This is a genomic window from Pseudomonas sp. AC016, assembly GCF_979253365.1.
In genome coordinates this window covers 2216207-2241043 of sequence record NZ_CEEDCC010000001.1, presented here as the reverse complement: position 1 = coordinate 2241043, position 24837 = coordinate 2216207, and the positions used below count along the sequence as shown (strand labels likewise).

Annotated in this window: 22 protein-coding genes and 4 tRNA genes; 12 read left to right on the top strand and 14 right to left on the bottom strand. The window is 58.6% G+C overall.

The genetic code is table 11. The features are described from left to right. Position 1 precedes the first annotated feature (1 nt). From AC0IXS_RS09985 to thiO, 4 genes are read left to right on the top strand one after another with little or no spacing between them, the layout of a single operon-like run. Positions 2-508, top strand: coding sequence for a pilus assembly PilX family protein (locus AC0IXS_RS09985; RefSeq protein ID WP_122573488.1), 507 nt, complete (start codon positions 2-4; stop codon positions 506-508). Further along, the gene (locus tag AC0IXS_RS09980) at positions 495-3752 is read left to right on the top strand and encodes a pilus assembly protein (RefSeq protein ID WP_320470534.1); all 3258 of its coding nucleotides are present in this window, start codon (positions 495-497) and stop codon (positions 3750-3752) included. Before AC0IXS_RS09985 ends, AC0IXS_RS09980 begins: the two co-directional genes overlap by 14 nt. A gap of 11 nt (positions 3753-3763) precedes the next feature. Continuing rightward, on the top strand, positions 3764-4165 hold the full coding sequence (locus AC0IXS_RS09975; protein ID WP_004884068.1) for a type IV pilin protein: 402 nt from the start codon (positions 3764-3766) through the stop codon (positions 4163-4165). 27 nt (positions 4166-4192) lie between these two features. Then, the gene (gene thiO / locus AC0IXS_RS09970; RefSeq protein ID WP_471824500.1) at positions 4193-5305 is read left to right on the top strand and encodes a glycine oxidase ThiO; all 1113 of its coding nucleotides are present in this window, start codon (positions 4193-4195) and stop codon (positions 5303-5305) included. Positions 5306-5555: 250 nt separating this feature from the next. Here thiO and AC0IXS_RS09965 read toward each other — a convergent pair whose 3' ends face one another. The 4 genes from AC0IXS_RS09965 to AC0IXS_RS09950 all read right to left on the bottom strand — a co-directional run bounded on the left by AC0IXS_RS09965 (position 5556) and on the right by AC0IXS_RS09950 (position 9866). Beyond that, on the bottom strand, positions 5556-6896 hold the full coding sequence (locus AC0IXS_RS09965; protein WP_471824498.1) for a sigma-54-dependent transcriptional regulator: 1341 nt from the start codon (positions 6894-6896) through the stop codon (positions 5556-5558). 2 nt (positions 6897-6898) lie between these two features. After that, positions 6899-8491, bottom strand: coding sequence for a two-component system sensor histidine kinase NtrB (locus AC0IXS_RS09960; protein ID WP_471824496.1), 1593 nt, complete (start codon positions 8489-8491; stop codon positions 6899-6901). Beyond that, positions 8481-8720, bottom strand: a complete 240-nt coding sequence (locus AC0IXS_RS09955; protein WP_057409624.1) for a PP0621 family protein — start codon at positions 8718-8720, stop codon at positions 8481-8483. The genes AC0IXS_RS09960 and AC0IXS_RS09955 overlap by 11 nt, the downstream gene beginning before the upstream one ends. A 123-nt stretch (positions 8721-8843) precedes the next feature. Next, positions 8844-9866: an outer membrane protein assembly factor BamD gene (locus AC0IXS_RS09950; protein ID WP_004884073.1), complete on the bottom strand. Its 1023-nt coding sequence runs from the start codon at positions 9864-9866 to the stop codon at positions 8844-8846. 149 nt (positions 9867-10015) lie between these two features. Between AC0IXS_RS09950 and rluD the strand changes: the two genes are divergently transcribed. The 7 genes from rluD to AC0IXS_RS09915 all read left to right on the top strand — a co-directional run bounded on the left by rluD (position 10016) and on the right by AC0IXS_RS09915 (position 15178). After that, complete coding sequence (gene rluD, locus AC0IXS_RS09945; protein ID WP_004884074.1) at positions 10016-10978, top strand: 23S rRNA pseudouridine(1911/1915/1917) synthase RluD; 963 nt, start codon at positions 10016-10018, stop codon at positions 10976-10978. Then, entirely contained in the window at positions 10975-11703 is a 729-nt protein-coding gene (gene pgeF / locus AC0IXS_RS09940) for a peptidoglycan editing factor PgeF (RefSeq protein ID WP_057409620.1), read from the top strand. The genes rluD and pgeF overlap by 4 nt, the downstream gene beginning before the upstream one ends. Before the next feature lie 177 nt (positions 11704-11880). After that, positions 11881-14445 carry an ATP-dependent chaperone ClpB gene (gene clpB, locus AC0IXS_RS09935; RefSeq protein ID WP_004884076.1) on the top strand — a complete coding sequence of 855 codons (2565 nt, stop codon included), beginning with the start codon at positions 11881-11883 and terminating at the stop codon, positions 14443-14445. Between the two features lie 296 nt (positions 14446-14741). After that, a tRNA-Asn gene (locus AC0IXS_RS09930) sits at positions 14742-14817 on the top strand. A gap of 29 nt (positions 14818-14846) precedes the next feature. Continuing rightward, positions 14847-14923: transfer RNA gene (locus AC0IXS_RS09925), tRNA-Pro, on the top strand. 5 nt (positions 14924-14928) lie between these two features. After that, positions 14929-15004 (top strand) — tRNA-Lys (locus tag AC0IXS_RS09920). 97 nt (positions 15005-15101) lie between these two features. Further along, positions 15102-15178, top strand: a tRNA-Pro gene (locus AC0IXS_RS09915). A gap of 206 nt (positions 15179-15384) precedes the next feature. On the opposite strand, the gene AC0IXS_RS09910 is transcribed toward AC0IXS_RS09915, so the two are convergent. From AC0IXS_RS09910 to AC0IXS_RS09890, 5 genes are all read right to left on the bottom strand, one after another. Beyond that, on the bottom strand, positions 15385-16164 hold the full coding sequence (locus AC0IXS_RS09910; protein WP_471824492.1) for a substrate-binding domain-containing protein: 780 nt from the start codon (positions 16162-16164) through the stop codon (positions 15385-15387). A gap of 323 nt (positions 16165-16487) precedes the next feature. Further along, the gene (locus AC0IXS_RS09905) at positions 16488-17786 is read right to left on the bottom strand and encodes an NAD(P)/FAD-dependent oxidoreductase (protein WP_043305099.1); all 1299 of its coding nucleotides are present in this window, start codon (positions 17784-17786) and stop codon (positions 16488-16490) included. Between the two features lie 63 nt (positions 17787-17849). After that, on the bottom strand, positions 17850-18023 hold the full coding sequence (locus AC0IXS_RS09900) for a DUF3094 family protein (RefSeq protein ID WP_032632672.1): 174 nt from the start codon (positions 18021-18023) through the stop codon (positions 17850-17852). A 13-nt stretch (positions 18024-18036) separates the two neighbouring features. After that, positions 18037-18582 carry an MOSC domain-containing protein gene (locus AC0IXS_RS09895; RefSeq protein WP_449125386.1) on the bottom strand — a complete coding sequence of 182 codons (546 nt, stop codon included), beginning with the start codon at positions 18580-18582 and terminating at the stop codon, positions 18037-18039. After that, entirely contained in the window at positions 18579-19208 is a 630-nt protein-coding gene (locus AC0IXS_RS09890) for a DUF1780 domain-containing protein (protein ID WP_004884092.1), read from the bottom strand. The genes AC0IXS_RS09895 and AC0IXS_RS09890 overlap by 4 nt, the downstream gene beginning before the upstream one ends. Positions 19209-19331: 123 nt before the next feature. On the opposite strand from AC0IXS_RS09890, the gene AC0IXS_RS09885 reads away from it, so the two are divergent. Further along, the gene (locus tag AC0IXS_RS09885; RefSeq protein ID WP_449125387.1) at positions 19332-19793 is read left to right on the top strand and encodes a hypothetical protein; all 462 of its coding nucleotides are present in this window, start codon (positions 19332-19334) and stop codon (positions 19791-19793) included. 368 nt (positions 19794-20161) lie between these two features. Here AC0IXS_RS09885 and yacG read toward each other — a convergent pair whose 3' ends face one another. Genes yacG through pilB form a run of 5 tightly spaced genes read right to left on the bottom strand, consistent with a single transcriptional unit; the run spans position 20162 to position 24782 of the window. Further along, the gene (yacG, locus tag AC0IXS_RS09880) at positions 20162-20371 is read right to left on the bottom strand and encodes a DNA gyrase inhibitor YacG (RefSeq protein ID WP_004887444.1); all 210 of its coding nucleotides are present in this window, start codon (positions 20369-20371) and stop codon (positions 20162-20164) included. Further along, positions 20368-20991 carry a dephospho-CoA kinase gene (coaE, locus tag AC0IXS_RS09875; RefSeq protein WP_191957904.1) on the bottom strand — a complete coding sequence of 208 codons (624 nt, stop codon included), beginning with the start codon at positions 20989-20991 and terminating at the stop codon, positions 20368-20370. The genes yacG and coaE overlap by 4 nt, the downstream gene beginning before the upstream one ends. Further along, a complete protein-coding gene (locus tag AC0IXS_RS09870; RefSeq protein ID WP_471824487.1) occupies positions 20988-21860 on the bottom strand; it encodes a prepilin peptidase in 873 nt (290 codons plus the stop codon). The genes coaE and AC0IXS_RS09870 overlap by 4 nt, the downstream gene beginning before the upstream one ends. A gap of 1 nt (position 21861) precedes the next feature. Next, the gene (locus AC0IXS_RS09865) at positions 21862-23079 is read right to left on the bottom strand and encodes a type II secretion system F family protein (protein WP_449117017.1); all 1218 of its coding nucleotides are present in this window, start codon (positions 23077-23079) and stop codon (positions 21862-21864) included. Positions 23080-23081: 2 nt separating this feature from the next. After that, positions 23082-24782, bottom strand: coding sequence for a type IV-A pilus assembly ATPase PilB (gene pilB / locus AC0IXS_RS09860; protein ID WP_471824485.1), 1701 nt, complete (start codon positions 24780-24782; stop codon positions 23082-23084). Positions 24783-24837: the final 55 nt, after the last annotated feature.

Here is a 24837-nt window from a genome sequence, read left to right as displayed (position 1 = left end):
CATGAACAAGACCGTGCGATTCAATTCGATCATTGCCTTCCCTCGCCGTCAGGGCGGCATGGTGTTGCTGGTGAGCCTGGTATTCCTGCTGCTGCTGACGTTGCTGGGGATTTCTTCGATGCAGAATGCAACCCTGCAGGAAAAAATGGCCGGCAGCGTGGTGGTGCGCAATCAGTCGTTCCAGTTGGCAGAAAGTGCGCTGCGCCTCGGTGAGTCTGCCATCAAGGCAGGGACTGTTTTACCGGCGGCCTGTTCGGGAACCGCGTGTGCACCGCCTGCCGAGTCCACCACGGTAACCGCTGCCGGAGTGGGGACTTCCGGTGTGACCTGGACTGCAGCGGCCGGAGGGGGCTTTTATGCCGTTCAAAATCTGGGGAACACGTTGGCGCCGATAAAATGGCCGTCAAATTGCAGTTCCACCGTCGCGACGCTTTACCGGGTAACCGCAGTGGCCATCCAGAATGGCACCTCACGAACCGTGCTGGAGAGCATTTATGCCAACTGTTAAGGCGCTTCGTCATGCTCTGAAATATGTGTATGGCGTGCTGTTGACGCTTTACCTCGCGGCGCCGGTCTATGCATTCACTCCTTCACAGGTGCCACTGCTGAGCTCATCGGCGGTGCCGCCCAACCTGATGCTGCTCGTGGACAACTCAGGGAGCATGTACAACATTATCTGGGCATCCGGGTTTGATCCCAATGTCAATCGTCCTGATATCCAGTTTTACTCCACTCAGTGTGTGAGTGGCCTGATAACGGTTCCTTGCCCGTTCATAAGCACCATCTCGGGCGGGGAGACGCTGGCAGTAGGAGACATCAACGCGACGGGAGTGGCCGGGATTTCACTGTCTTGCCTGTTCGGCGGACGCACGATTTTTCGCAACGGCGTTAGATACTGCGTCGTGCTACCCGATCCTGCCGGAAATGGCCTTACCCGCTACACCGCAGACTATCTTTCGTACCTGATCGATCTGGTCACGCCAGGCCTGTTCGACTTCGGCGTGCGAAATTACACCAATGGCGTGATTCCCAACGATTTCCGCATGAACGTCGCGAAAACTGTGGCGACCAATCTGGTTTCCAACAACCTCACGCTCAGGATCGGGCTGGCGACCTTCAACGAGCCGAACAACTTCGATCTCGGTCCTGGCGGCAGGGTTTCCAGAGTGGTCACCGATCTGTCTCCAGTCACGGCCTCGACCTTTCAGCCAGCCGTCACTCAGGCGCAAGCCACTGCCAACGTCAACGCGCTCAAGCAGGCCATCGCCAACCTGACACCTTCCGCCAACACGCCGCTGGCGGAAACCTACTACGAGATCACTCGTTATTTCCGTGGTATGGCGCCCTTTTATCAGAGTGCCGCCAACTACGTGAGCCCCATTCAGTATCGCTGTCAGAAGAACTATGGCGTGGTGGTCACCGATGGTTTGCCCACCTATGACCGGACGTTTCCCACCAACGACCCGGAAGACGTCGCCGATACCACACGTTCACTGCCCAACTGGGACCTGAATGCCGCCAACGACGGAAACAATCTGTCGGGTAATGGGGAAGGGGACACGCTTTATCTGGATGACCTGGCCAAGTTTGCCTACGACATTGATCTGCGCCGTGATGTCTCCGCGCCGGGGGGCGATCTGACCGGAAAAAGCTGGGACACCGCAGGTTTCCCCAAACAAAACCTGAGCACCTATACCATTGGTTTCACAGCCAACAATCAGATGCTGATTGATGCCGCGAACGATACTCACGGTCGTGGAAAGTACTTCCAGGCCAATGACAGTTCAGGATTGAACACGGCCTTGAACCTTGCACTGAGCGATATCTACGCCAAGGCAGGTTCCGGCGGTGGCGGTGCGGCCAACGCAGCGACCCTGCAAACGGGCACGCGTTTTTTCCAGACGCTTTATGACCCTGCCGACTGGCACGGGACAATCAATGCGTTTGATCTCGATGCCCGTACGGGTGACCTGGGCACGGCGGTGTGGACCACCGACACAACGATAACGTCAGGTTCGACCGCTCCAACTTTCGAAACCTGGAACACCGCTGCAGCTACGACCACCGCTGCAAGGATTGCTCTTGATTTCAACGCGCTGTCTCAACCCCAGAAGGACGCTGTCACGGCCACATTGCCGACCGGCGTGACGGGTATCCAGCTGATCAACTGGGCGAAAGGCACCGCCAACTCGGCGTTGCGAACCCGTACCCGACTGCTGGGCGATTTGATCAATACGAATCTGGCTGTCGCACTTCCAACGGAAAAGACTTCAACCGATATGACGGGCAGTACGTCTTACAGTACCTATCTGACCACTAAAGCCAGCAACATGACGTACAGCCTGTTGGTAAATGCGAATGACGGCTTTCTCAATGTCATCGGTGCCGATAACGGCAGGCGAACGTACGCCTACATGCCTTCGACCGCCTTGACGTCGCTGGCAACCGTTGCGGCGATCAACTATGGCCTGGGTGCGCACAGGTTCACTGCTGATGGTCAGATTTCTGTATTCGATACCCAGGCTGGCAGCAGCACTTCATGGCGCACTGTGGCTGTAAGCGGGTTGGGAGCGGGCGGCAAGGCATTCTTCGCCATCAAATTGTTTGAAGGCACCGCCAACAACATCAGCGCATTGTGGGAGGTGAGGGCACCGGCTGTGTCCACTCCGGCAAATGGTTTCAACAATCTTGGCTTCAGCTATTCCAAGCCCGAAGCGGCGCGGATGGCAGATGGAACGGGTATTGTCGTTGTTGGCAATGGCTACGGCAGCTTCACGGGACGGGCGTCGCTCTTTGTGCTGAACGCCAACACCGGAGCACTCATCGCTGAGATACCCACACCTGCTATAGGCAGTGAAACGGACAATGGGCTGTCTTCGGTCAGGCTGCGGGTCAATGCACAGAATGTCGTCCAGGCTGCCTATGCAGGTGATTTGAAAGGTCGTTTGTGGAAGTTTGATCTGAGCGGGGCATCTGCGAACAGCTGGAAGGTGGCGTTCAACGGCCAGCCTCTTTTCACTGCGCCAAGAGGAGCCAATCAACCCATCACGGTTCAGCCTTTGATTCTGGATCATCCGCTGAACGGCAAGATCATCTATTTCGGCACCGGCAAGTTTCTCGAGACGGCGGACAAACAAACAACTGCGCTCCAGGATTTCTATGCGATCTGGGACGCCGACAGTGCGTCCGGCAACTACGTTGAAAGCAACCTGCAGGCTCAGGCCGTCACAGGTTCGGTTTCCGGAAGCGATGCGACCTATTTCACTTCAACCGCCAACGATGTTGACTGGGCGTCGAAAAAGGGATGGTTTCTGCCGTTGTCCACCGTTGAGCCCTACATCGGCGAGCGCATCATTTATCCTGCCCAAAACAGCAGAGGACGGATCATTTTCACTACCGCTGCCGTCAACTCGTCGGACCCTTGCGAGAGCACGGGTACAGGGCGTTTGTTCGAACTGGATCCAGCGACCGGCAGTATGCTCAACTATCAAGTGCTGGACACCAATGGCGATCTGGACATAAACGAACTCGATACGCGTGTTTCAGGACGTGCGGTAGGCAGCGGCATACCGGTCCTTGCATCCATTCTGACAGGAACCGTGAGTCCGGGAACCGACTCCAACGGCAATCCCAAGGTGCCGAATGACATAAAAATTGTGATCGACTCCAGCGGCCAAATTTTAAGGCTTGATGAACTAGGTAATCTAGTTCCAACCGCCTTCCAGCGCATCATGTGGCGACAAATCCAATAGGGAAGCTGACCATGAGAGCAACATCCAGGGGCTTTACGCTGATCGAACTCATGATCGTCGTGGCGATTGTCGGTATCCTTGCGGCGGTGGCTTACCCCAGTTACACCGAGTACGTGAGACGCACCCATCGCGCCGAAATTGCCAGCCTGCTGTCCGAGCAGACCCAGGCGCTGGAGCGCTTTTATTCCCGGAGTGGTACTTACGCGGGCGCACAAGGTCTGAGCCTGGGAAACACCTATTACGGTATTGTCTCTGTGCTGAACGCCTCCGATTTCACACTGACGGCGACGCCCAACGGCAACGCGATGATGAATGGCGACAAGTGTGGCAGCTTCGTCATCAAGAACACGGGCGAGTACAGCAACACCGGCGCGTCCAGCGGTGTGACGAAGAAAGACTGCTGGGGCCGATAACCCTTTTCAACTTGCCCAGAGAGCAAAATGCCCAAGCAACACGTAGTGATCGTCGGCGGTGGTGTGATCGGTTTGTTGACGGCCTTCAATCTGGCATCGGCGTGCATGAGCGTTGTGCTGCTGGACAGGTCAGGCGTGGGGCTCGAGTCCTCGTGGGCGGGCGGGGGGATCGTTTCTCCGCTCTACCCATGGCGCTACAGCCCGGCAGTGACCGCGCTGGCGCATTGGTCTCAGGATTTCTATCCGCATCTGGGCGAGCGGCTTTTCAAACAGACGGGTCTTGATCCGGAAGTCCATACCACCGGTTTGTACTGGCTGGACCTGGATGACGAACAGCAGGCGCTCGACTGGGCGTTACGGGAAAACCGGCCGCTGAGCAGCGTTGATATCTCGGCGGTGCATGATGCAGTGCCGGTCCTCGGACAGGGATATTCGCGCGCGATCCATATGGCTGACGTGGCCAATGTGCGTAACCCCCGACTGGTCAAATCCCTCAAGGCCGCCTTGCTGGCGATGCCGAATGTCGAGATTCGCGAGCAGTGCGAGGTCAGTGGCTTCGTGCGTCGCAGCGATAGAATCGAAGGCGTGAAGACGACGTCGGGCGATGTGCTCGCTGACCGGGTGATTCTTGCTGCGGGCGCCTGGAGTGGTGAGCTGCTGAAACACCTTGGCCTGGAGCTGCCGGTCGAGCCTGTCAAAGGTCAGATGATCCTCTACAAGTGCGCGTCGGATTTTCTGCCCAGCATGGTGTTGGCGAAAGGGCGATACGCGATTCCCCGGCGTGATGGGCATATCCTGATTGGCAGCACGCTGGAACACGCAGGTTTTGACAAGACCACGACTGAGGAGGCGCTTGAAAGCCTCAAGGCCTCGGCTGTCGAGCTGATTCCAGCATTGGCGGACGCCGAGCCAGTTGCCCAGTGGGCGGGGCTGCGTCCGGGTTCGCCGGAAGGCATTCCGTTCATTGGCCCGGTGCCCGGCTTCGAAGGGCTGTGGCTCAACTGCGGTCATTACCGCAACGGCCTGGTGCTGGCGCCTGCGTCGTGCCAGTTGCTCGTCGACTTGCTGCTGGAGCGTGAACCGATCATTGATCCGGCGCCGTACGCGCCGCAAGGGCGTATGACGCCCGCCCGGATATGAGCTGCGCTTTCGTCGATAAAATATAGCTGCTGAATGAATGCGGTTTTTGTGGGGGCACCACCACGTCTTCAACGTGGCGCTGTCGCGCAGCAAATACGGACCGTGGGAGGCGGCTTGCCGGCGATGCAGTCGACGCGGTATGTCAGGAAAATCGCGTCATCGTTCATCGCCGGCAAGCCGCCTCCCACAGTCAGTGTTTGCAGCTATTTAGCGCTGTGTCAGGGGCCTTTAAACACCCGAGCCTTCCCGCTCAATCCAGTCCCAGCTTCTTCAACCGATAACGCATGGACCTGAATGACAGGCTCAGTCGCTGGGCCGCCGCTGTGCGGTTCCAGCGGGTTTCTTCCAGGGCCTGAAGAATCAGTTTGCGCTCGATGCCTTCCAGATAGTCTTCCAGATTGTCGATGTCGGCCAGGTTCGGGCCGTCGCTTTCCTGTGGTCTGGCAGATTCGGTCAGACGCAGGTCGGATGCGTGGATTTCGTCGTTCTCGCACAACGTGTAGGCGCGCTCCAGCATGTTCTCCAGCTCACGGACGTTGCCGGGAAAACGATAGCTTTTCAGCGTATCCAGTGCCTGGGCGTCGAGTCTGGCGGCGGGCAGGCCGCTGTTGGTCGCCAGACGCTGCAGGACGATGGCGGCCAGTTGGTCGATGTCTTCGCGACGCTCGCGCAGCGACGGTACGCGCAGTTCGATGACGTTCAATCGGTAATACAGATCCTGCCGGAAGCGTCCTGCGGCCACCTCCACGCTCAGGTCCTTGTGGGTCGCACAGAGAATCCGGACATCCACCACCTGTTCCTGCTGACCGCCAACGCTGCGGATGGACTTCTCCTGTATCGCGCGCAGCAGTTTGACCTGCATGGCCAGCGGCAGATCGGCCACCTCGTCCAGAAACAGCGTGCCGTTCTGCGCCGCCTGAAATAGCCCCGGCTTGTCTTCATGGGCACCGGTGAAGCTGCCTTTGCGATGCCCGAAGAATTCGCTTTCCATCAGGTCGGAAGGAATGGCGCCGCAGTTCACCGGCACGAAGGGTTTCTCCCCGCGCGGGCCTTGTTCGTGAATCAACCTGGCCACCAGCTCCTTGCCGCTGCCGGACTCGCCGCTGATGTAAACGGGGGCCTGACTGCGCGCCAGTTTGGCGATCTGGCTGCGCAGTGTGCGCATGGGTGGCGAATCGCCCAGCAGGCGATTATCCAGGGTGCGTACCGGCTGCACGACGGGTGTGAGGCGCAGCGCGCTGTTGACCAGCTCACGCAGGCGACCGAGGTCCACCGGCTTGGTCAGGAAGTCGAACGCACCGGCCTTGAGCGCGTGGATAGCGGTGTCCAGACTGCCATGCGCGGTGATCATCGCCACCGGGACGTGAGCGAAGTTCTGCTGGATATGCTGCACCAGCTCCAGGCCGTTGCCATCCGGCAGGCGCATGTCCGTCAGGCACAGGTCGAATGCTTCTCGAGCCAGGCACTGGCGTGCCTCGGCGACATTGCAGGCGCTGCGGGTGTCGAGCTTCATCCGGCCCAGAGTGATCTCCAGGAGTTCGCGAATGTCCGGCTCATCATCGACGATCAGGATCTTTTGCCGTGGGGTCATGTTCAGCTCGGTTTGAACGGGTGGGCGAAGGTAATCCGCATGCAACTGCCGCCGCCTTCCCGAGGGGCGTAGTCCAGGTGGGCCTGATTGCTTTCGCATAACTCGCGCGACAGGTAGAGGCCAAGGCCCGTCCCTTTGCTTTCGGTGGTGAAGAACGGTTCGAACAGTCTGCTCAGGTGCTTCTCGCTGACGCCGGGGCCGTCATCAAGGACCTCCAGCGTCGGCAGATCGCTTTTCTGATCGTGATACAGCCTCAGCAGCACCTGCGCGGTGGAGTGGTGCTGGCGGCTGTAGCGCAGGCCGTTCTGCAGCAGGTTGGTGACCACTTGGTTCAACTGCTCGGGGTCCATGCGCGTGGTCAGCATGCCGACACCGATTTCGGTCTCGACCCGCTGGTCAGGCAGGGCGGTGCTGCGAAATTCCGCCACGAAGTTCTCCAGCCAGTTTTTCAGGTCAAGCAGTTCGCGCTGGGCTTCGCGTCGTCTGGACAGTTGCAGCACGTTCTCGATAACCAGATTGATCCGCCGTGACTGGTCATGAATGATCTGCCCCAGACGCCGGTCTGGCGCGGTCAGTTCTTCCGACTCGTTCAGCAACTGCGCCGCATGGCTGACAGCGCCGAGCGGGTTGCGGATTTCATGAGCGATGCCGGCGGTGAGGCGGCCCAGTGCGGCGAGCTTGAGCTGCTGGGCCTGATGGGCAACCTGCGACAGGTCTTCCAGGAAGATCAGGGTCTGCAACTGATCGCCCCGGTTGACTGCGGCAAAGCTGGGTTGCAGCTCTGGCCCGATGGCAGAAGTCGAGAGGCTGCGGGGCACCATGACCGGGTTGATCAGCCAGTGGCGCAGGCGATCCACCAATTGCGGGCAGTAATGGTCGATCACTTCGCCGACCAGTTGCTCATGCCCGAGCAGGTTCAGCGCGCCCTGATTGGCCAGCAACACCTGACGGCGCGCATCCAGTACCAGAATGCCGGTGCGCATGCGTTGCAGAATCAAGGCGTTGAGTTCTTCAAGGTTATTGACATCCGCAGCCCGCTGCTTGGCCAGCACTTCGCTGTTCAGCATGCGTGCCGTGAGTGCCTGTACCAGCATGGCGGCAGCGAAACACATGGCTCCCAGCAGGCCAGCCTGCACGTAATCGCTGGAAACCGATGGCGTCCCGAGGCTGATGTAGAAGGTCAGATAGATGATGCCGATGGCCGAGACTGCCGCGATCAGCAGCCCGATGCGGCCACGCAACAGCACATTGCTGATCGCGACCGAGGCGATCAGCAGGTTGCCGATACCACTCGAAGGACCGCCTGCTGCGTAGAAAAGGCCAGACAGCATGATCGCGTCTGCCAGCGCCAGGCTGAAAAGGTGAGACTGGCGGCTCGGCCGCTCCAGCAGCACCACCACCAGGATGTTGGACACCAGATACAGCCAGCAACCCGCACGAAACAGGTTCGGGTTGGCCATCTGCAACAGTTCGGTGTCCAGGCTGCTGGAAATCAGCGATACCAGCAGGACGCCGATGACGAGGCGATAAAGGTGATAAAGCCGCAGGATCCGTTGCGCTTGGGCCGTGCCGAGCGAAAGGGGTTCAGCGGTCACGTGCCGCCGGGCCTTCTAGCCTGTGCGCCTCGCTGCAATACCATTGTTGTTCCTGGCTCAATGCACGGTCACGAGGAAGGTGAACGCCGCACTGGGCGCAACGCACCATGGGCGCTGCGGTGGTGTCGGGCGGTGCCGGACGTGATTTGGGTTTCGGGGGATTGAGCAGCCGCTTGACGAACCAGACCACCGCCGCGATCAGCGCGGCCCACATTAATAACCGAAGCATGACTACCAGCTTAGTGAGTTGAGTCTGCGCAGTGTAGCCAAGGAGCAGGCGGGCGGACAGAGGCGAATGCGCATAAAAAAAGAGGCCTTGCAAAGGCCTCTTTTTTCGAGAGTCGTGTTCGAATCAGTCGAACAGACCCAGTGTCATGTAGCTGAACCAGGAACGGCTCTTGGTGCCTTTCTCTTCGGCTTCTTTCTCGGCCTGCTCATCCAGCTCTGCCTGGTTTTCCGGCAGCAGCTCTTTCGGGATGGCGTCCTTGGCTTCCTGATACTGCTTCTTGATGTCCTGATCGGCACGGGTTTCACCCGGTGGCAGAGGCGCGCTGCCGCTGATCAGGCCCAGCGTCGCCTTGGACAGCCACGAACGGTTGTCCGCTTCGGCCTGACGAGGGGTGAACTCGCCGTTGTCCAGCTGCGGATGGTTCGGGTAGTTGGTTTTCAGGACTTCGAGGCTGGTCGCTGCCAGATCATCGAGGTGCAGCCGCTGGTACGACTCGACCATGACGGCCAGGCCATCACCGACGGACGGCGTTTCCTGGAAGTTTTCGACCACATAACGACCGCGGTTGGCGGCGGCGACGTAGGCCTGACGGGTCAGGTAATAGTCGGCCACGTGAATTTCGTACGAAGCCAGCAGGTTGCGCAGGTAGATCATGCGCTGCTTGGCGTCGGGCGAATAACGGCTGTTCGGGAAACGGCTTGTCAGTTGCGCGAACTCGTTGAACGAGTCACGGGCAGCGCCCGGGTCACGCTTGGTCTGGTCCAGCGGCAGGAAGCGCGCCAGCAGGCCCACGTCCTGGTCGAACGAGGTCAGGCCTTTCATGTAGTAGGCGTAATCGACGTTCGGATGCTGCGGATGCAGACGAATGAAGCGCTCGGCGGCAGATTTCGCTGCTTCCGGTTCTCCGTTCTTGTAGTTGGAGTAGATCAGCTCAAGCTGGGCCTGGTCGGCGTAGCGACCGAACGGATAGCGAGATTCCAGCGCCTTGAGCTTCTCAGTGGCACTGTTATAGCTGTTATTGCCCAGGTCGGCCTGCGCCTGCTGGTACAGCTCGACTTCGCTGAGGTTTTCGTCGATGACTTCCTTCGACGAACAGGCCGCAGTCAATGCGAGGATGGCGATCAGCAGCAGGTGTTTCACTTGCATGGCGGCTTGCGTCCCTATAACGGCCTGCTGTCTTGGGCGGGGCCGTCCTGTTATGATGAGCGCCCCGCGATACCGGCGGGACAAAAGACGCCGTATTTAACCACAAGCGCGCTGCCGAAACCAAAGGCTAGCCGCCACCTAGTCTGGTCATGTCCGAAAATATAGAACTCCGCGCAGAGGTGCCGTCCGAATTGGGCGGTCAACGCCTCGATCAAGTCGCCGCACAATTATTCGCTGAGCACTCGCGCTCGCGCCTTTCCGCCTGGATCAAGGACGGCCGCCTGACTGTGGACGGTGGCGTTCTGCGCCCGCGTGACATCGTGCATGGTGGTGCCATTCTTGAACTGATTGCCGAGCAGGAGGCCCAGGGTGAATGGGTCGCTCAGGACATCGAACTGGATATCGTCTACGAAGACGACCAGATCCTGGTCATCAACAAGCCTGCGGGCCTGGTGGTACACCCGGCTGCCGGTCATGCCGACGGCACGCTGCTCAATGCCCTGCTGCATCACGTGCCGGACATCATCAATGTTCCGCGCGCTGGCATCGTGCACCGTCTGGACAAGGACACCACCGGTCTGATGGTGGTCGCCAAGACGATTCAGGCGCAGACCCAACTGGTCACCCAGTTGCAGAGTCGCAGCGTGAGCCGTATTTATGAATGCATCGTGATCGGTGTCGTGACCGCAGGCGGCAAGATCGACGCGCCGATCGGCCGTCACGGCCAGCAGCGTCAACGCATGGCGGTGATGGAAGGCGGCAAGCAGGCGGTGAGTCATTACCGAGTGCTGGAACGCTTCCGTTCGCATACCCATGTGCGGGTCAAGCTGGAGACCGGCCGTACGCACCAGATTCGTGTACACATGGCGCACATCAACTACCCGTTGGTCGGCGACCCTGCCTACGGTGGTCGTTTCCGTATTCCGCCTGCTGCCAGCCTGACCATGGTCGATTCGCTCAAGACCTTTCCGCGTCAGGCGCTGCATGCGCGCTTCCTGGAACTGGATCATCCGATCACCGGCAAACGCATGAGCTGGGAATCGCCACTGCCTGACGACTTCGTCTGGCTGCTGTCGCTGCTCAAGCAAGACCGCGAGGCGTTCATCGGGTGAATGACTGGCTGATACCTGACTGGCCCGCGCCAGCGCAGATCAAGTCCTGCGTCACCACCCGCTCGGGCGGGGCCAGTCAGGCTCCGTTCGACACCTTCAATCTCGGCGATCACGTTGACGACAGCCCACAGGCCGTTGCCAGCAATCGTTCTGCCCTGACCTCCAGCCTCAAAGTCCAGCCCGCCTGGTTACGCCAGGTGCATGGTGTGGTCGTTGCGCATGCGGATCCTTCATGCGTCATGGAAGCCGATGCCAGCTGGACGGACACGCCCGGCGTCGCTTGCACCATCATGACCGCCGATTGCCTGCCCGCGCTGTTCTGTCGCCGTGACGGCACTCGGGTCGCTGCCGCACACGCGGGTTGGCGTGGTCTGGCGGCAGGCGTGCTGGAAGCGACTGCCGACAGTCTGCAGGTTGCGCCTGAAGATGTGATGGTCTGGCTTGGCCCTGCAATCGGTCAGCCTTCGTTCGAAGTCGGTCCGGAGGTTCGCGAAGCGTTCCTGAGTCAGCATCCTGAAACCGCCGAAGCGTTCATCGCCAGTGCCAACGCCGGTCGATTCATGGCCGACATCTATACGCTGGCGCGCCTGCGGCTGGCGGCGCATGGCATCTCTTCTGTTTATGGTGGCGGGTTCGACACCTTCACTGATCCGCGCTTCTTCTCCTATCGCCGTGCAGCTCGCACCGGCCGATTTGCCTCGCTGATCTGGATCGGTCACGTCTGACACTGCTCTTTTGCGCAAGCCAGCTAGGCTTGCCTGAGCGTGAGGCTGATCCACATCAATCGAGTCAGTCTTGAAACACGCAGAATTGCCCGCATCTATTGCGCATCCATAAGTGTTTCAGCAGGTTTTCGTCACAGGTGTGTTCATTGCTCCGGCCTGCTCTAAAGGAAGGTGACTATGCGTATCGACAGATTGACCAGCAAATTACAGTTAGCGTTATCAGATTCGCAATCGCTGGCAGTGGGCCTCGACCACCCAGCCATTGAGCCTGCGCATTTGATGCAGGCATTGCTTGAACAACAGGGCGGCTCGATCAAACCTCTGCTGCTGCAGGTAGGTTTCGATGTGAACAGCCTGCGCAAGGAATTGAGCAAAGAGCTCGACCAACTGCCAAAAATCCAGAACCCTACCGGCGACGTCAACATGTCGCAGGAACTGGCGCGCCTGCTCAATCAGGCTGATCGCCTGGCTCAGCAGAAGGGTGACCAGTTCATTTCCAGTGAGTTGGTGCTGCTCGCCGCCATGGACGAGAACAGCAAGCTCGGCAAGTTGCTGCTGGGGCAGGGCGTCAGCAAGAAGGCGCTGGAAAATGCCATCAACAACCTGCGTGGCGGCGGGGCGGTCAACGACCCCAACGTCGAGGAGTCGCGTCAGGCGCTGGACAAGTACACGGTTGACCTGACCAAGCGCGCCGAAGAAGGCAAGCTCGACCCGGTGATTGGCCGTGATGACGAGATCCGTCGCACGATTCAGGTTCTGCAACGCCGCACCAAGAACAACCCGGTGTTGATCGGCGAACCCGGCGTGGGCAAGACCGCCATCGCCGAAGGCTTGGCGCAGCGCATCATCAACGGCGAAGTGCCTGATGGCCTGCGCGGCAAGCGCCTGCTGTCGCTGGACATGGGCGCGTTGATTGCGGGTGCCAAGTACCGTGGTGAGTTCGAAGAGCGCCTGAAGTCGCTGCTCAACGAGCTGTCCAAGCAGGAAGGCCAGATCATCCTGTTCATCGACGAGCTGCACACCATGGTCGGCGCCGGTAAGGGCGAAGGTTCGATGGATGCGGGCAATATGCTCAAGCCGGCCTTGGCGCGCGGCGAGCTGCATTGCGTGGGTGCGACCACGCTCAACGAGTACCGCCAATATATAGAGAAGGATGCAGCGCTTGAGCGACGCTTCCAGAAAGTGCTGGTGGACGAGCCGAGCGAAGAAGACACCATCGCGATTCTGCGTGGCCTGAAAGAACGCTACGAAGTCCACCACAAGGTCGCTATCACCGACGGTGCGATCATCGCGGCGGCGAAGCTGAGCCACCGCTACATCACGGATCGTCAGCTGCCCGACAAGGCGATTGACCTGATCGACGAAGCGGCCAGCCGCATTCGGATGGAAATCGATTCCAAGCCGGAAGTGCTCGACCGTCTCGAGCGTCGCCTGATCCAGCTGAAAGTGGAAGCTCAGGCGCTCAAGAAAGAGAAGGACGAAGCGGCCATCAAGCGTCTGGACAAGCTTCAGGACGATATCCAGCGCCTGGAGCTGGAATACGCGGATCTGGAGGAAATCTGGACGTCTGAAAAAGCCGAAGTGACCGGTTCGGCGCAGATCCAGCAGAAAATCGAGCAGTCGCGTCAGGAGCTGGAAGCGGCGCGCCGTCGTGGCGACCTGAACCGCATGGCTGAATTGCAGTACGGGATCATCCCGGACCTGGAACGCAGCCTGCAGATGGTCGATCAGCACGGTAAACCGGAGAACCAGTTGCTGCGCAGCAAAGTGACCGAGGAAGAAATCGCCGAAGTCGTGTCAAAGTGGACCGGTATCCCGGTTTCCAAGATGCTGGAAGGCGAGCGCGAAAAGCTGTTGAAAATGGAAACCCTGTTGCACAACCGGGTGATCGGTCAGGAAGAGGCCGTGGTCGCTGTGTCGAACGCCGTGCGCCGTTCGCGTGCGGGGCTGTCCGACCCGAACCGTCCAAGCGGCTCGTTCATGTTCCTCGGCCCGACCGGCGTGGGCAAGACCGAACTGTGCAAGGCGCTGGCCGAGTTCCTGTTCGACACCGAAGAGGCCATGGTGCGGATCGACATGTCCGAGTTCATGGAGAAGCATTCCGTGGCGCGGCTCATCGGTGCGCCACCGGGTTATGTCGGGTATGAGGAAGGCGGTTACCTGACCGAGGCTGTTCGTCGCAAACCGTATTCGGTGATCCTGCTCGACGAGGTCGAGAAAGCGCATTCGGATGTGTTCAATATCCTGCTGCAGGTGCTGGAAGACGGCCGTCTGACCGACAGCCATGGCCGTACGGTGGATTTCCGCAATACCGTGATCGTCATGACCTCCAACCTGGGTTCGGCGCAGATCCAGGAACTGGTGGGGGATCGTGAGGCGCAGCGTGCAGCCGTGATGGATGCCGTCAGTACGCACTTCCGGCCGGAGTTCATCAACCGTATCGACGAAGTGGTGATCTTCGAGCCGTTGGCGCGTGATCAGATTGCCGGTATCACCGACATCCAGCTGGACCGTCTGCGCAAGCGTCTGACCGAGCGCGAGCTTTCTCTGACGCTGAGCCCTGAGGCGCTGGACAAGCTGATTGCCGTTGGCTACGACCCTGTCTATGGCGCACGCCCACTGAAGCGTGCGATTCAGCGCTGGATCGAAAACCCGCTGGCGCAGCTCATCCTGTCGGGCAGCTTCGTACCCGGCACCGGCATCACTGGTCGGGTAGTCGACGACGAGATCGTGTTTGCCTGATCAGGCCTGTTGCCTTATAAAGGAGGGCTCCCCGAGTGGGAGCCCTTTTTGTTGAGGGTGATGTGCGCAGCAAAATCAGCCCTGAAAGGCGATCTGAAAAAAAATCGCAAATCATTGTCTTAAAAAGCAATTTAGAGGGTTGACAGGTGTTTTTAAAATTGTAGAATAGCGCGCCTCAGAGACGTGAACGCAACGATACAAACGAAGCGCAAACGTCATTGAGATTGAAATCAAAGAGTTAACAGCGATGTGATTTCAATGCGGCAAGTGGTAACGTTGAATCTGAAATCGATAGTTCCGCGATAGCTCAGTTGGTAGAGCAAGTGACTGTTAATCACTGGGTCCCTGGTTCGAGTCCAGGTCGTGGAGCCAGATTTCGCAAGGTTCAATGATGTTTCAGTCGGGGTATAGCGCAGTCCGGTAGCGCGCCTGCTTTGGGAGCAGGATGTCAGGAGTTCGAATCCCCTTACCCCGACCATATTTGGGTCGTTAGCTCAGTTGGTAGAGCAGTTGGCTTTTAACCAATTGGTCGTAGGTTCGAATCCCACACGACCCACCATTTTTGGCCAGTTTGTATCTGGCTGGATCTTAGGGAGTGATGCCATAAGCATCATCCAAATAAAAAGCGCCTCTTTAGAGGTGCTTTTTAGCATCATCGGGGTATAGCGCAGTCCGGTAGCGCGCCTGCTTTGGGAGCAGGATGTCAGGAGTTCGAATCCCCTTACCCCGACCATTTTCGCCCGGCTGTATCAGGGTTGAAGATCAGGATTCAAGAACAGTGGTCTTGAGTCCAACAAAAAAGGCGTCCTTCGGGACGCCTTTTTTGTTTCTCCGTAAAGCCGGTCTGGTTGCTCAGCCGCTGGCTAACGCTTTCAAGTGACGACCACACCGGCGTCAAAACACTGGTGAAGCCGTCATACAGTCAAAAAATCCTTTGTGTTAGCGGGGCACGGAATCCAGCCCGGTGGACTGCACAGCCGGTTGCGCCTTGGGTGACGACAGGTAAGCGAGCAGTGCTTTTGCCTGCTTCGGATGATCTGCATTGACCGGAATGCCCGCGGCGTAGCGAGTCACCGATTGCACATCCTCCGGAATCTTGGCGACGAAGGCTGCGCCCGGTACAGGCATCAATTCGGCGACCTGCTGGAAGCCAATTTCGTAGTCGCCCTTGGCAACCACTGACGCGACGGGAATGCGCTCGATCATTTTGCTTTTTGGCACGAGCTGCTCCTGGATACCCAGTTTCTTGAACAGCTCTTTTTCGATATAAACCCCGCTCGCGCTGTCCGAGTACGCGACAGATTTGGCATTCAGAAGCACTTGTTTCAGTTCGGCATCAGTGCTGATGGACGGCTTTGGCGCACCTGCCTTGACTGACATCCCTATGCGCGAATCAGCCAGCTCCACACGCGAGGCAGGGTCGACTTTGCCCTGCTTGATCAGCTCATCCAGTGCGTATCCGACCATAATCACCACATCGGCATGTTCGCCACGCGCCAGTCGGTTGGGAATGGCTTCGGGTGCTTTACCCATCGAAGGACCGAGGATCGTTGTCAGCGTGTCGCCGCTTGAGGCCGTGTATTGAGGACCCAACAACGTGTATGCGGCGGTAAAGCCGCCAGAGGTCATTACGTTGAGTGCTTCGGCTTGAGCGGCAGCGCTCAGTGTGACGCATGCTGCGAAAAGCGGTGCGAAGTGACGTGTCGGGAGCAATTTCATTGTTCATGTTCCTTGATGGCAAAGCCTGTCGAGGCGCGCATCGAACAACCTGGTTGCCCGCAATGCTCACCGTACCCGCATCAGAATCCCGGACGGGCGCTTGGTTCAGCGCCAGGCCCTTGCTATTGCTTGACAGGCTGCTTATCGGAAAGTAGATGCGTCGTGACGGCGGTGGTGAAGAAGAAAGGCGAAGGACAGCGGATCAGGGGCGTCCGGGACCGGTCATGGCAGCAGGAAAGTACTGTTCAGAATGCGCTCGTTGAGCGCAGAGCCTTTCGGAAGGCATGCCGATGCAGAGCATCGGCATGCCCGATCAGGGTATTTTAGTGCAGCTTCATCCGTGGCTCAGTGCCTTTGCCGATCCGGCTGCCCAGCATCAGCATCAGCGTGCGGAACATGCCGTAAAGCGCCATTTGGTGCATGCGGTACAGCGACACGTAAAACATCCGCGCCAGCCAGCCTTCGAGCATGACACTGCCTGTCAGGTTGCCCATCAGGTTGCCCACCGCCGAGAAGCTGGACAGTGAGATCAGCGAGCCGTAGTCCTTGTAGGTGTATTCCGGCAACGTCTTGCCTTCGATCCGCAGACGCAGGGATTTGACCAGCAATGACGCCTGCTGATGCGCAGCCTGAGCGCGAGGCGGGACATTGCGGTCGGTGCCTTTTTGCGGGCAGGCGGCGCAGTCGCCGAAGGCAAAGATGTTTTCATCGCGAGTAGTTTGCAGGGTCGGCAACACCTGCAGCTGGTTGATACGGTTGCTTTCCAGTCCGTCCAGTTCATGGAGGAATGCCGGGGCACGAATGCCTGCCGCCCAGACTTTCAGGGTTGCAGGAATGACTTCACCGGTTGCCGTGATCAGGCTATCGGCCGTGACTTCGCTCACGGCAGCGTTGGTCAGCACCGTCACGCCGAGTTTGTTCAGCGTCTTGTGAACCGGGCTACCAATGCGCTCGGGCAGTGCCGGCAGAACCCGCGGACCTGCTTCGATCACAGTGATGCGCAGGTTTTCCGGCTTGATCTGACCCAGCCCGTAAGCGGCCAGTTCGTGGGCTGCGTTGTGCAACTCGGCCGCCAACTCAACGCCTGTCGCACCGGCTCCGACGATGGCAACTGTGATTTCCTGGGCAGCGTCCGCCTGACCGGCATGCGCACGCAGGTAGTGGTTGAGCAGTTGTTGGTGGAAACGCTCGGCCTGCTTGCGTGTGTCGAGAAACAGACAGTGTTCCGCCGCACCCTTGGTGCCGAAATCGTTGGTGGTGCTGCCGACCGCCAGAACCAGTGAGTCGTAACCCAGGCTGCGTGCCGGGACCAGTTCGGCACCGTTCTCGTCCAGCGTGGCGGCCAGATGCACCTGTTTGCTGGTGCGATCAAGGCCCGTCATGCGCCCCAGCTGGAACTGAAAGTTGTTCCATTTGGCTTGTGCCACGTAGTTGAGCTCGTCTTCGTACGAGTTCAATGAGCCAGCGGCCACTTCGTGCAGCAGCGGTTTCCAGATGTGGGTCAGGTTGGCGTCCACCAGCGTGACGCTGGCTGTGCCTTTCTTGCCCAGGGTTTTACCCAGACGGGTAGCCAGCTCCAGACCGCCAGCGCCTCCGCCAACGATGACAATACGATGAGTCATAAGGATTACTCAGAAGGTTTAAGGAATTCGGGAGGAGCTCGATCTTCGCGAGCGCAAGGCAGCTCATAGCGTCAGATGGCTCAAAAAACGGCTCAGCAGGCCCAGTCCGATGACCACGACCACCAGCATGATCAGGAGCAGCCAAGGCCGGAAAGGCCTGCGCTCGACTTGATGCTGGGGTGCCTGAAGGTATTCTTCGACACGCCGTTGGTCGTCCGGGTTCAGACGGCTGCTCATTTTATGTCTCGTCTTACGTTTCGTTTCGCGTGTACTGCCTGGCAGGAGGCCATGAATCGGTGTTTTCCAGCGGTTCGACCTGAAGCGTGTCGTCCAGCCGGATGATTCCGCTTTGTATCACTCGGGCGGTAATTCCGCCATGCCCGCGCACCGCCTGAAAGGTCCCGTGGCCGAGCCGTTGCTCAAGGCGTGCGCAAGGCTGACACCAGCCCGTGGTCTCGAAAATCGCCTGTCCGATCCTGAAACGCCGTCCCTTCAGGCTGAACAGATTGATGCCGCTGATCGCCAGGTTACGGCGCAGGTCCTGAGGCACGATGGGATTTTCCGCCGACCTGTTCAGAAGCGAGCTGACCACAGCCAGATGTTCCCACTGAATCAGCGTGACCTGCCGGGCGTTACGCGGCCCTGGGCGCGAGTGGTCACCGGTCAGCCCGGCTTCGCGGCGCGCTTCCACGGCGTCCAGCTCGATCATGTTGACACGTGATTCGGGGCGCACGCCAATCCAGCGTACACGACCGTGCTGCGGGACGTCGGCCAGCAGTTCCTGTAACGGGCTCATAAACTGATTCCAACATCGAAAACGACACTGCGGCCCAGATTGGTACGCAGAAAGTCCGGTGCATCCGGGTGCGCGAACAATACACGGGCAAAGGTCGGCCCCACCAGTGACAGCGAGCGCCAGCCTTGACGCAGGTACTCGGTGGGCGGTGGGAAATGGCTGTTGAGGTCCAGCACTTCGCGCTTGAGGCTGGCGAAGGCAATGATGTCCAGCTCGCCGAGGTCCAGGCCCCGTTCGCGGTAGTTGTGGGATTTCTTGCGCAGGGTAGGGGCGAGGCGTCGCAGCAGTTCGGAGGCCGGGATGCGCTTGGGCTTGGCCTCACGGCGCACCAGTTGGCTCAGGGAGAAGGCACTGCGTCGTCGCTCTAGTTCCTCGCGCCATTCGTCATTGAGACGGCGTCCCTCGTCGAGTACGAAAAACACCTCGAAGCAGGCATCACGAAACAGCACGTCCGGCGGCTCCTGGCCAGCAGGCGTGAAGTCTTCGTTGCGATGCGGGATGTTCAGGCCCTGCAGCAGGCGCTGACAAACCCACCGCTCACGCTCCCACTTTCGCGCGTTGGAAAGAAAGGCGTTGGCTTGTTCGGCCTGGATCGTCAACAGGCGTAAGTAGTCTGAGTCATCCATGGGCCCAAGCTTAGCGTTCTAATCGCTGTCACTGGAAGAGAGAATGTGTGGTGTAAACTGGCTTTCATTTTGACTGGCCGCCACGGCTTTGCGGCAAACAGTACCTTTTCGAGGAGTGCCCCGTTGAAATTTCTTTCCATGCTGTTTCTGGCCCTGCTGCCGATGACCGCCAACGCCCTGCAAACCGGGGAGCGCCTGGCGCCGTGGACACTGCTCGATCAGTACGATCAGCCCTATACCCTGAACAACCAGACGCAAACCCTGCTGATCGCCAGAAGCATGGACGCCGCCAAACTGGTCAACGCCGCGCTGGCGGAAAAACCCAAGGGCTTTCTCGAAGCGCGCAACACCGTCTTCGTGGCCGACATCCAGAAAATGCCGACCATCATCGCCAAAATGTTCGCCATCCCCAAAATGCGCGACTACACCTACCGCGTCATGCTCGACCGCGAAGCCCGCATCGTGCCGCAGTACGCGGGTGACGAGGATAAAGTTCTGTGGTTGCAATTGCGCGACGGGCAGTTGGTGAGTCAGCAACAGTTCGGGAGTGCCGAGAAACTGCGTGCGGCGCTGGAAAGGCCGTAACGGAGGAAGTGTGATCCTGCCGGGGCAAAACGAAAGTATCTGACTGAATGCATGCTTTGTAGGAGGCGCCACCACGTCTTCGACGTAGCGCTGTCGCGCATCAAACACAGGGCGTCGTGGGAGCGGACTTGTCCGCGAATGCAGTGTTTCAGCCACCGCATATGCGTCGGATGTACCGGCACTTTCGCGGACAAGTCCGCTCCCACTTTCGGGATACCGCATTCATTCAGGTCGATTTGTGTATAACGATGAGCGCTCCGCGTGGGCATGCCTCCCGGGACGCTCTGCGTCACATTCTTGAGCGGACGCAGTGCGTGGTAACGATCATCAGGCGATGGAGTTGCTTGAGAAAAGAACCCGCTTAAGCCTCAGTGCCCTCTGTGCGGCGCTTCCAGATCGCCCGAGAACAGGTCGTCTTCAGCGTCCGGGCTGACCGGGATGGCGTGTTCTTCCGATGCCCAGGCACCGAGGTCGATCAGTTTGCAGCGGTCCGAGCAGAACGGACGGTTGGGGCTGGCCGCGCTCCATTCCACGGGCGCGCCGCAGGTTGGGCATTGAACGGTCATTGGTTGGCTCATGATTGGCCTCCACGCAAAGTAAGGTAAAAGTGGTGCAGCCGCTCGACTTCGCTTTTGAGCCAGGCCGTATCTCGGTCGTTGGCCAGCACATCGTCGGCGTGGCGCAAGCGGTCTTCGCGTTGCGCCTGAACCTTGAGGATGGCCTGGACCTGCTCCTGGCTTGAGCTGTCGCGCAGCATGGTGCGCTCTATCTGCAGTGCCTGGGGTGCATCGATCACCAGCAATCGCTGGACCGTGCGGTACTGACCGGATTCGATCAGCAGTGGTGACACCAGGATGGCGTAGGGTGATGTGGCACGCGCCAGATACCGGCTGATTTCCTGATTGATCAGAGGATGCAGCAGTGACTCCAGCCAGCGCCGTTCTTCGGGCTGTTCGAAGATCAGCTTGCGCAGCGCACCCCGGTCCAGTTCACCGCTGGCCTGCAGAACGCCAGCGCCAAAGTGCTCGACGATCTGTTCCAGCGCCGGCCGTCCAGGTTCCACGACCCAGCGCGCAGCATGATCGGCATCCACGGTATGAATGCCCAGGTCGATGAAGCACTGCGCTGCCGCACTTTTACCGCTGCCGATGCCGCCAGTCAGGCCGAGAATCCAGGGTTTTTGATCAGGGTGGGTCATTTGAAACCGGCAAACTGCAAATAGGAGTCGGTTATTTGACCACCCCAGAGCAAAGCGATCCACCCCGCGATGGCCAGATAAGGACCGAAGGGGATCGGAGTACCGGATTCGACATTGCGCAATCGCATCATGATCACACCAAGAATCGCGCCCACCAGTGACGACAGCAGGATCGTCAGCGGCAGGATCTGCCAGCCGCCCCACGCCCCGAGCATGGCCAGCAGTTTGAAGTCGCCGTAGCCCATGCCTTCCTTGCCCGTGATCAGCTTGAACAGCCAGAACACCGACCACAACGACAGATACCCTGCCACGGCACCCCACAAAGCGTCGCTTAACGAAGTGAACAGACCAAATGCGTTAACGATCAGGCCCAGCCACATCAACGGCAGTACCAGTGAGTCAGGCAGCAGCTGGGTGTCGGCGTCTATCAGGCTCATCGCCAGCAAGCCCCAGCTCAGCACCAGCATTGCCGCCGTCTGCCAGCCAAAGCCGAAATGCCAGGCCACATAGGCCGACAACAACGCACAGACCAGCTCGACCAGCGGATAGCGCTTGCTGATCGGAGCCTTGCATTGCGAACACTTGCCGCCAAGCATCAGGTAGCTGACTACCGGCAGGTTTTCCCAAGGACGGATCTGATGCGCGCAGTTCGGGCAGCGGGAGTGGGGGAGGATCAGGTTGAAGGTGGGCTGTTCAGGCTCGGCGGGCAGGCCGAGCATTTCCCGCGACTGGGCTTTCCAGTCGTTCTCCATCATTTTGGGTAAGCGGTAGACCACGACGTTGAGAAAGCTTCCGATCAGGAGGCCGAGTACGGCGCAGAAAATAACGAAGGCCAGCGGTGAGCTGGCCAGGAAGTCGAGGAGGGGCATGTCAGACGACGCTTCCAAGTTTGAAGATCGGCAGGTACATAGCGATGACCAGGCCGCCAACAATGACGCCCAGTACCGCCATGATCATCGGCTCCATGAGACTGGTCAGGCTGTCGACCATATTGTCGACTTCATCTTCGTAATAGGTGGCGACTTTGTCGAGCATGCTATCCAGCGCGCCGGACTCTTCACCGATGGCTGTCATCTGGATTGCCAGGCTTGGGAATACGCCAGTTGAACGCATTGAGAAATTCAACTGCATGCCTGTGGAAACGTCCTGCTTGACCTTTTGCACTGCGTTGCGAAATACGACATTGCCCGTAGCGCCGGCGACTGAGTCCAGAGCCTCAACCAACGGTACGCCTGCAGCGAAGGTCGTCGCTAACGTTCTCGCATAACGAGCTACCGATGATTTGAAAATCAGTGGGCCGACAATGGGGATTTTTAAAAGAAACCTGTCTACACCATCGCGAAACTTCTGCGATTGTTTGTAAGTGCGTTTAAGCATAAAGGCGCCGCCAAGCAGTAGTGTCAGAACCAGCAACCACCAGCGTTGTAATACTTCCGACAGCCAGATGACCATGAGCGTGAAGGCTGGGAGATCCGCTCCGAAACTGGCGAAGACCGACTGAAATTGGGGAACTACTTTGATCAGCAAAATACCCGAAACAATCATGGCCACTACCAAGACGGCTGCCGGGTAAGTCATGGCCTTCTTGATTTTGGCTTTGAGTTTTTCGGTCTTTTCCTTATAGGTGGCTACGCGGTCCAGCAGACTTTCAAGGGCACCGGCCTGCTCGCCCGCGTCTACGAGGTTGCAGAACAAGTCATCGAAATACTCCGGCTTTTGACGCAGAGCGGTTGCGAAGCTGTTACCGGCGGAGACTTCCTGTTTCAGCGAGTCAACCAGCGTACGCATGTTTGGATTTTCCGAGCCTTCGCTGATGATGTCGAAGGACTGGAGCAGCGGAACGCCGGCCTTCATCATCGTCGCCATTTGTCGCGAGAAAAAGGCAATGTCCAGCGGTTTGATTTTCTTGCCTTTGCCAAAGATCGAGACGGTTTTCTTGCGCACTTTGGTCGGGTTGATACCCTGCTTACGAAGTTGAGCCTTGATCAGCGCCGGACTGTGGCCACTCAGTTCGCCGCTGATCTTGCTGCCTTTCTTGTCTACGCCTTCCCAGGTGAAAACACTGACTTTGACTGCTTTACTGGCCATGCTTAATCCTTGGTCACGCGATTGACTTCTTCCAGGCTGGTAATGCCCTGCATGGCTTTCGACAAGCCGGATGCTCGCAGGTCATCGAAACCATCCTTGCGCATCTGCCTGGAGATCTCCAGCGAGTTGCCTTCTTCCATGATGATGCGCTCCAGTTCCGGCGTTTTTTTCACGACTTCGTAAATCCCGACTCGGCCTCGATAGCCGCCGTTGCAGTGCTCGCACCCGACCGCGCCGTACAGTTTGAAGGTGCCGACTTTCGACTCCGGGAAGCCTTCCTTGATCAGCGTCTCGTGTGGGACGTCGACTTCCCTCTTGCAGTGGCTGCACAGCTTGCGCGCCAGTCGCTGAGCAATGATCAGATTGATCGCCGTGGCGATGTTGAATGCCGCAACACCCATGTGGTGCAGGCGCGTCAGGGTTTCTGCTGCGCTGTTGGTGTGCAGCGTCGATAACACCATGTGGCCGGTCTGAGAGGCCTTGATCGCAATCTCGGCGGTTTCCAGGTCGCGAATCTCACCGACCATGATCACATCCGGGTCCTGACGCAGAAACGCGCGCAACGCCTGGGAGAAGTCCATGCCTTGGCGCGGGTTGACGTTGACCTGGTTGACGCCTTCCAGATTGATCTCCACCGGGTCTTCAGCAGTAGAAATATTGATGTCCACAGTGTTGAGGATATTCAGGCCGGTATAAAGTGAAACGGTTTTGCCCGAGCCCGTAGGACCGGTCACCAGAATCATGCCTTGCGGCTGTTTCAGCGCTTCCAGATAGAGCGCTTTCTGTTCCTGCTCGTAGCCCAGTGCGTCAATACCCATCTGGGCGCTGGTCGGATCGAGAATCCGCATCACGATCTTCTCGCCCCACAGCGTTGGCAGCGTGTTCATCCGGAAATCGATGGACTTGGTCTTGGACACTCGCAGCTTGACCCTGCCATCCTGAGGCTTACGCCTTTCGGAAATATCCAGACTGGCCATGACCTTCAGACGCGCTGCGATGCGGTTGGCCAGATTGATCGGTGGTCGCGCAGCTTCATGCAGAATGCCGTCGGTGCGAAATCGGACGCGAAATACTTTTTCATAAGGTTCGAAATGCAAGTCGGACGAGCCTAGCCGAATGGCATCCAGCAGCATTTTATTGACGAAGCGCACGACCGGCGCGTCATCGGCATCGTCTCGACCGGTGATCGACGTTTCTTTGGCACTTTCACCTGGCTCAATGTCCAGATCCAGGTCGATATCGGCCAATGATCCAAGGCCACTGTCACTGTCAAAGAAGCGGTCGATCGCGATGCTAAGCTTATCGTCCTCGATCAGAATGGCTTCGGTAGTCAAACCAGTGCTGAACTGGATATCGGTCACAGCCTGATGGTTGGTCGGGTCCGATATGCCGATAAACAGTTTGTTGCCACGCCGCCACAGCGGTAATGCGTGATGCTGGCGTGCAAGCTTTTCGGTGACCAGACCTTTCGGCTGACTTTCCTTGTCGAGAGTGGACAAGTCCATGAACGGCACGCCGAACTGCTCGGACGCCATTTCTGCCAGTGTCAGACTCTTGACCAGTTTGTTCTGAACCAGGTAGCTGACCAACGAAATCTTGTCTCGCCGCGCCTGTTGAAAAGCCTGTTGGGCGGCTTTTTCGGAAAGAAGCTCGGAGGCGACCAATTGCTTGGCCAGACCGGTAAGGACAACGACATCGCTCATAGAACCACCAGACACAGACAGTGGGAGGTTTATAGCGTAGTCGGGCTGTGCTGCC

Coding starts and splice junctions, on each gene's coding strand:
- AC0IXS_RS09985 (WP_122573488.1), top strand. CDS start 2: ATGAACAAGACCGTGCGATTCAATTCGATCATTGCCTTCCCTCGCCGT.
- AC0IXS_RS09980 (WP_320470534.1), top strand. CDS start 495: ATGCCAACTGTTAAGGCGCTTCGTCATGCTCTGAAATATGTGTATGGC.
- AC0IXS_RS09975 (WP_004884068.1), top strand. CDS start 3,764: ATGAGAGCAACATCCAGGGGCTTTACGCTGATCGAACTCATGATCGTC.
- thiO (WP_471824500.1), top strand. CDS start 4,193: ATGCCCAAGCAACACGTAGTGATCGTCGGCGGTGGTGTGATCGGTTTG.
- AC0IXS_RS09965 (WP_471824498.1), bottom strand. CDS start 6,896: ATGACCCCACGGCAAAAGATCCTGATCGTCGATGATGAGCCGGACATT.
- AC0IXS_RS09955 (WP_057409624.1), bottom strand. CDS start 8,720: ATGCTTCGGTTATTAATGTGGGCCGCGCTGATCGCGGCGGTGGTCTGG.
- AC0IXS_RS09950 (WP_004884073.1), bottom strand. CDS start 9,866: ATGCAAGTGAAACACCTGCTGCTGATCGCCATCCTCGCATTGACTGCG.
- rluD (WP_004884074.1), top strand. CDS start 10,016: ATGTCCGAAAATATAGAACTCCGCGCAGAGGTGCCGTCCGAATTGGGC.
- clpB (WP_004884076.1), top strand. CDS start 11,881: ATGCGTATCGACAGATTGACCAGCAAATTACAGTTAGCGTTATCAGAT.
- AC0IXS_RS09910 (WP_471824492.1), bottom strand. CDS start 16,164: ATGAAATTGCTCCCGACACGTCACTTCGCACCGCTTTTCGCAGCATGC.
- AC0IXS_RS09905 (WP_043305099.1), bottom strand. CDS start 17,786: ATGACTCATCGTATTGTCATCGTTGGCGGAGGCGCTGGCGGTCTGGAG.
- AC0IXS_RS09900 (WP_032632672.1), bottom strand. CDS start 18,023: ATGAGCAGCCGTCTGAACCCGGACGACCAACGGCGTGTCGAAGAATAC.
- AC0IXS_RS09895 (WP_449125386.1), bottom strand. CDS start 18,582: ATGAGCCCGTTACAGGAACTGCTGGCCGACGTCCCGCAGCACGGTCGT.
- AC0IXS_RS09890 (WP_004884092.1), bottom strand. CDS start 19,208: ATGGATGACTCAGACTACTTACGCCTGTTGACGATCCAGGCCGAACAA.
- yacG (WP_004887444.1), bottom strand. CDS start 20,371: ATGAGCCAACCAATGACCGTTCAATGCCCAACCTGCGGCGCGCCCGTG.
- coaE (WP_191957904.1), bottom strand. CDS start 20,991: ATGACCCACCCTGATCAAAAACCCTGGATTCTCGGCCTGACTGGCGGC.
- AC0IXS_RS09870 (WP_471824487.1), bottom strand. CDS start 21,860: ATGCCCCTCCTCGACTTCCTGGCCAGCTCACCGCTGGCCTTCGTTATT.
- AC0IXS_RS09865 (WP_449117017.1), bottom strand. CDS start 23,079: ATGGCCAGTAAAGCAGTCAAAGTCAGTGTTTTCACCTGGGAAGGCGTA.
- pilB (WP_471824485.1), bottom strand. CDS start 24,782: ATGAGCGATGTCGTTGTCCTTACCGGTCTGGCCAAGCAATTGGTCGCC.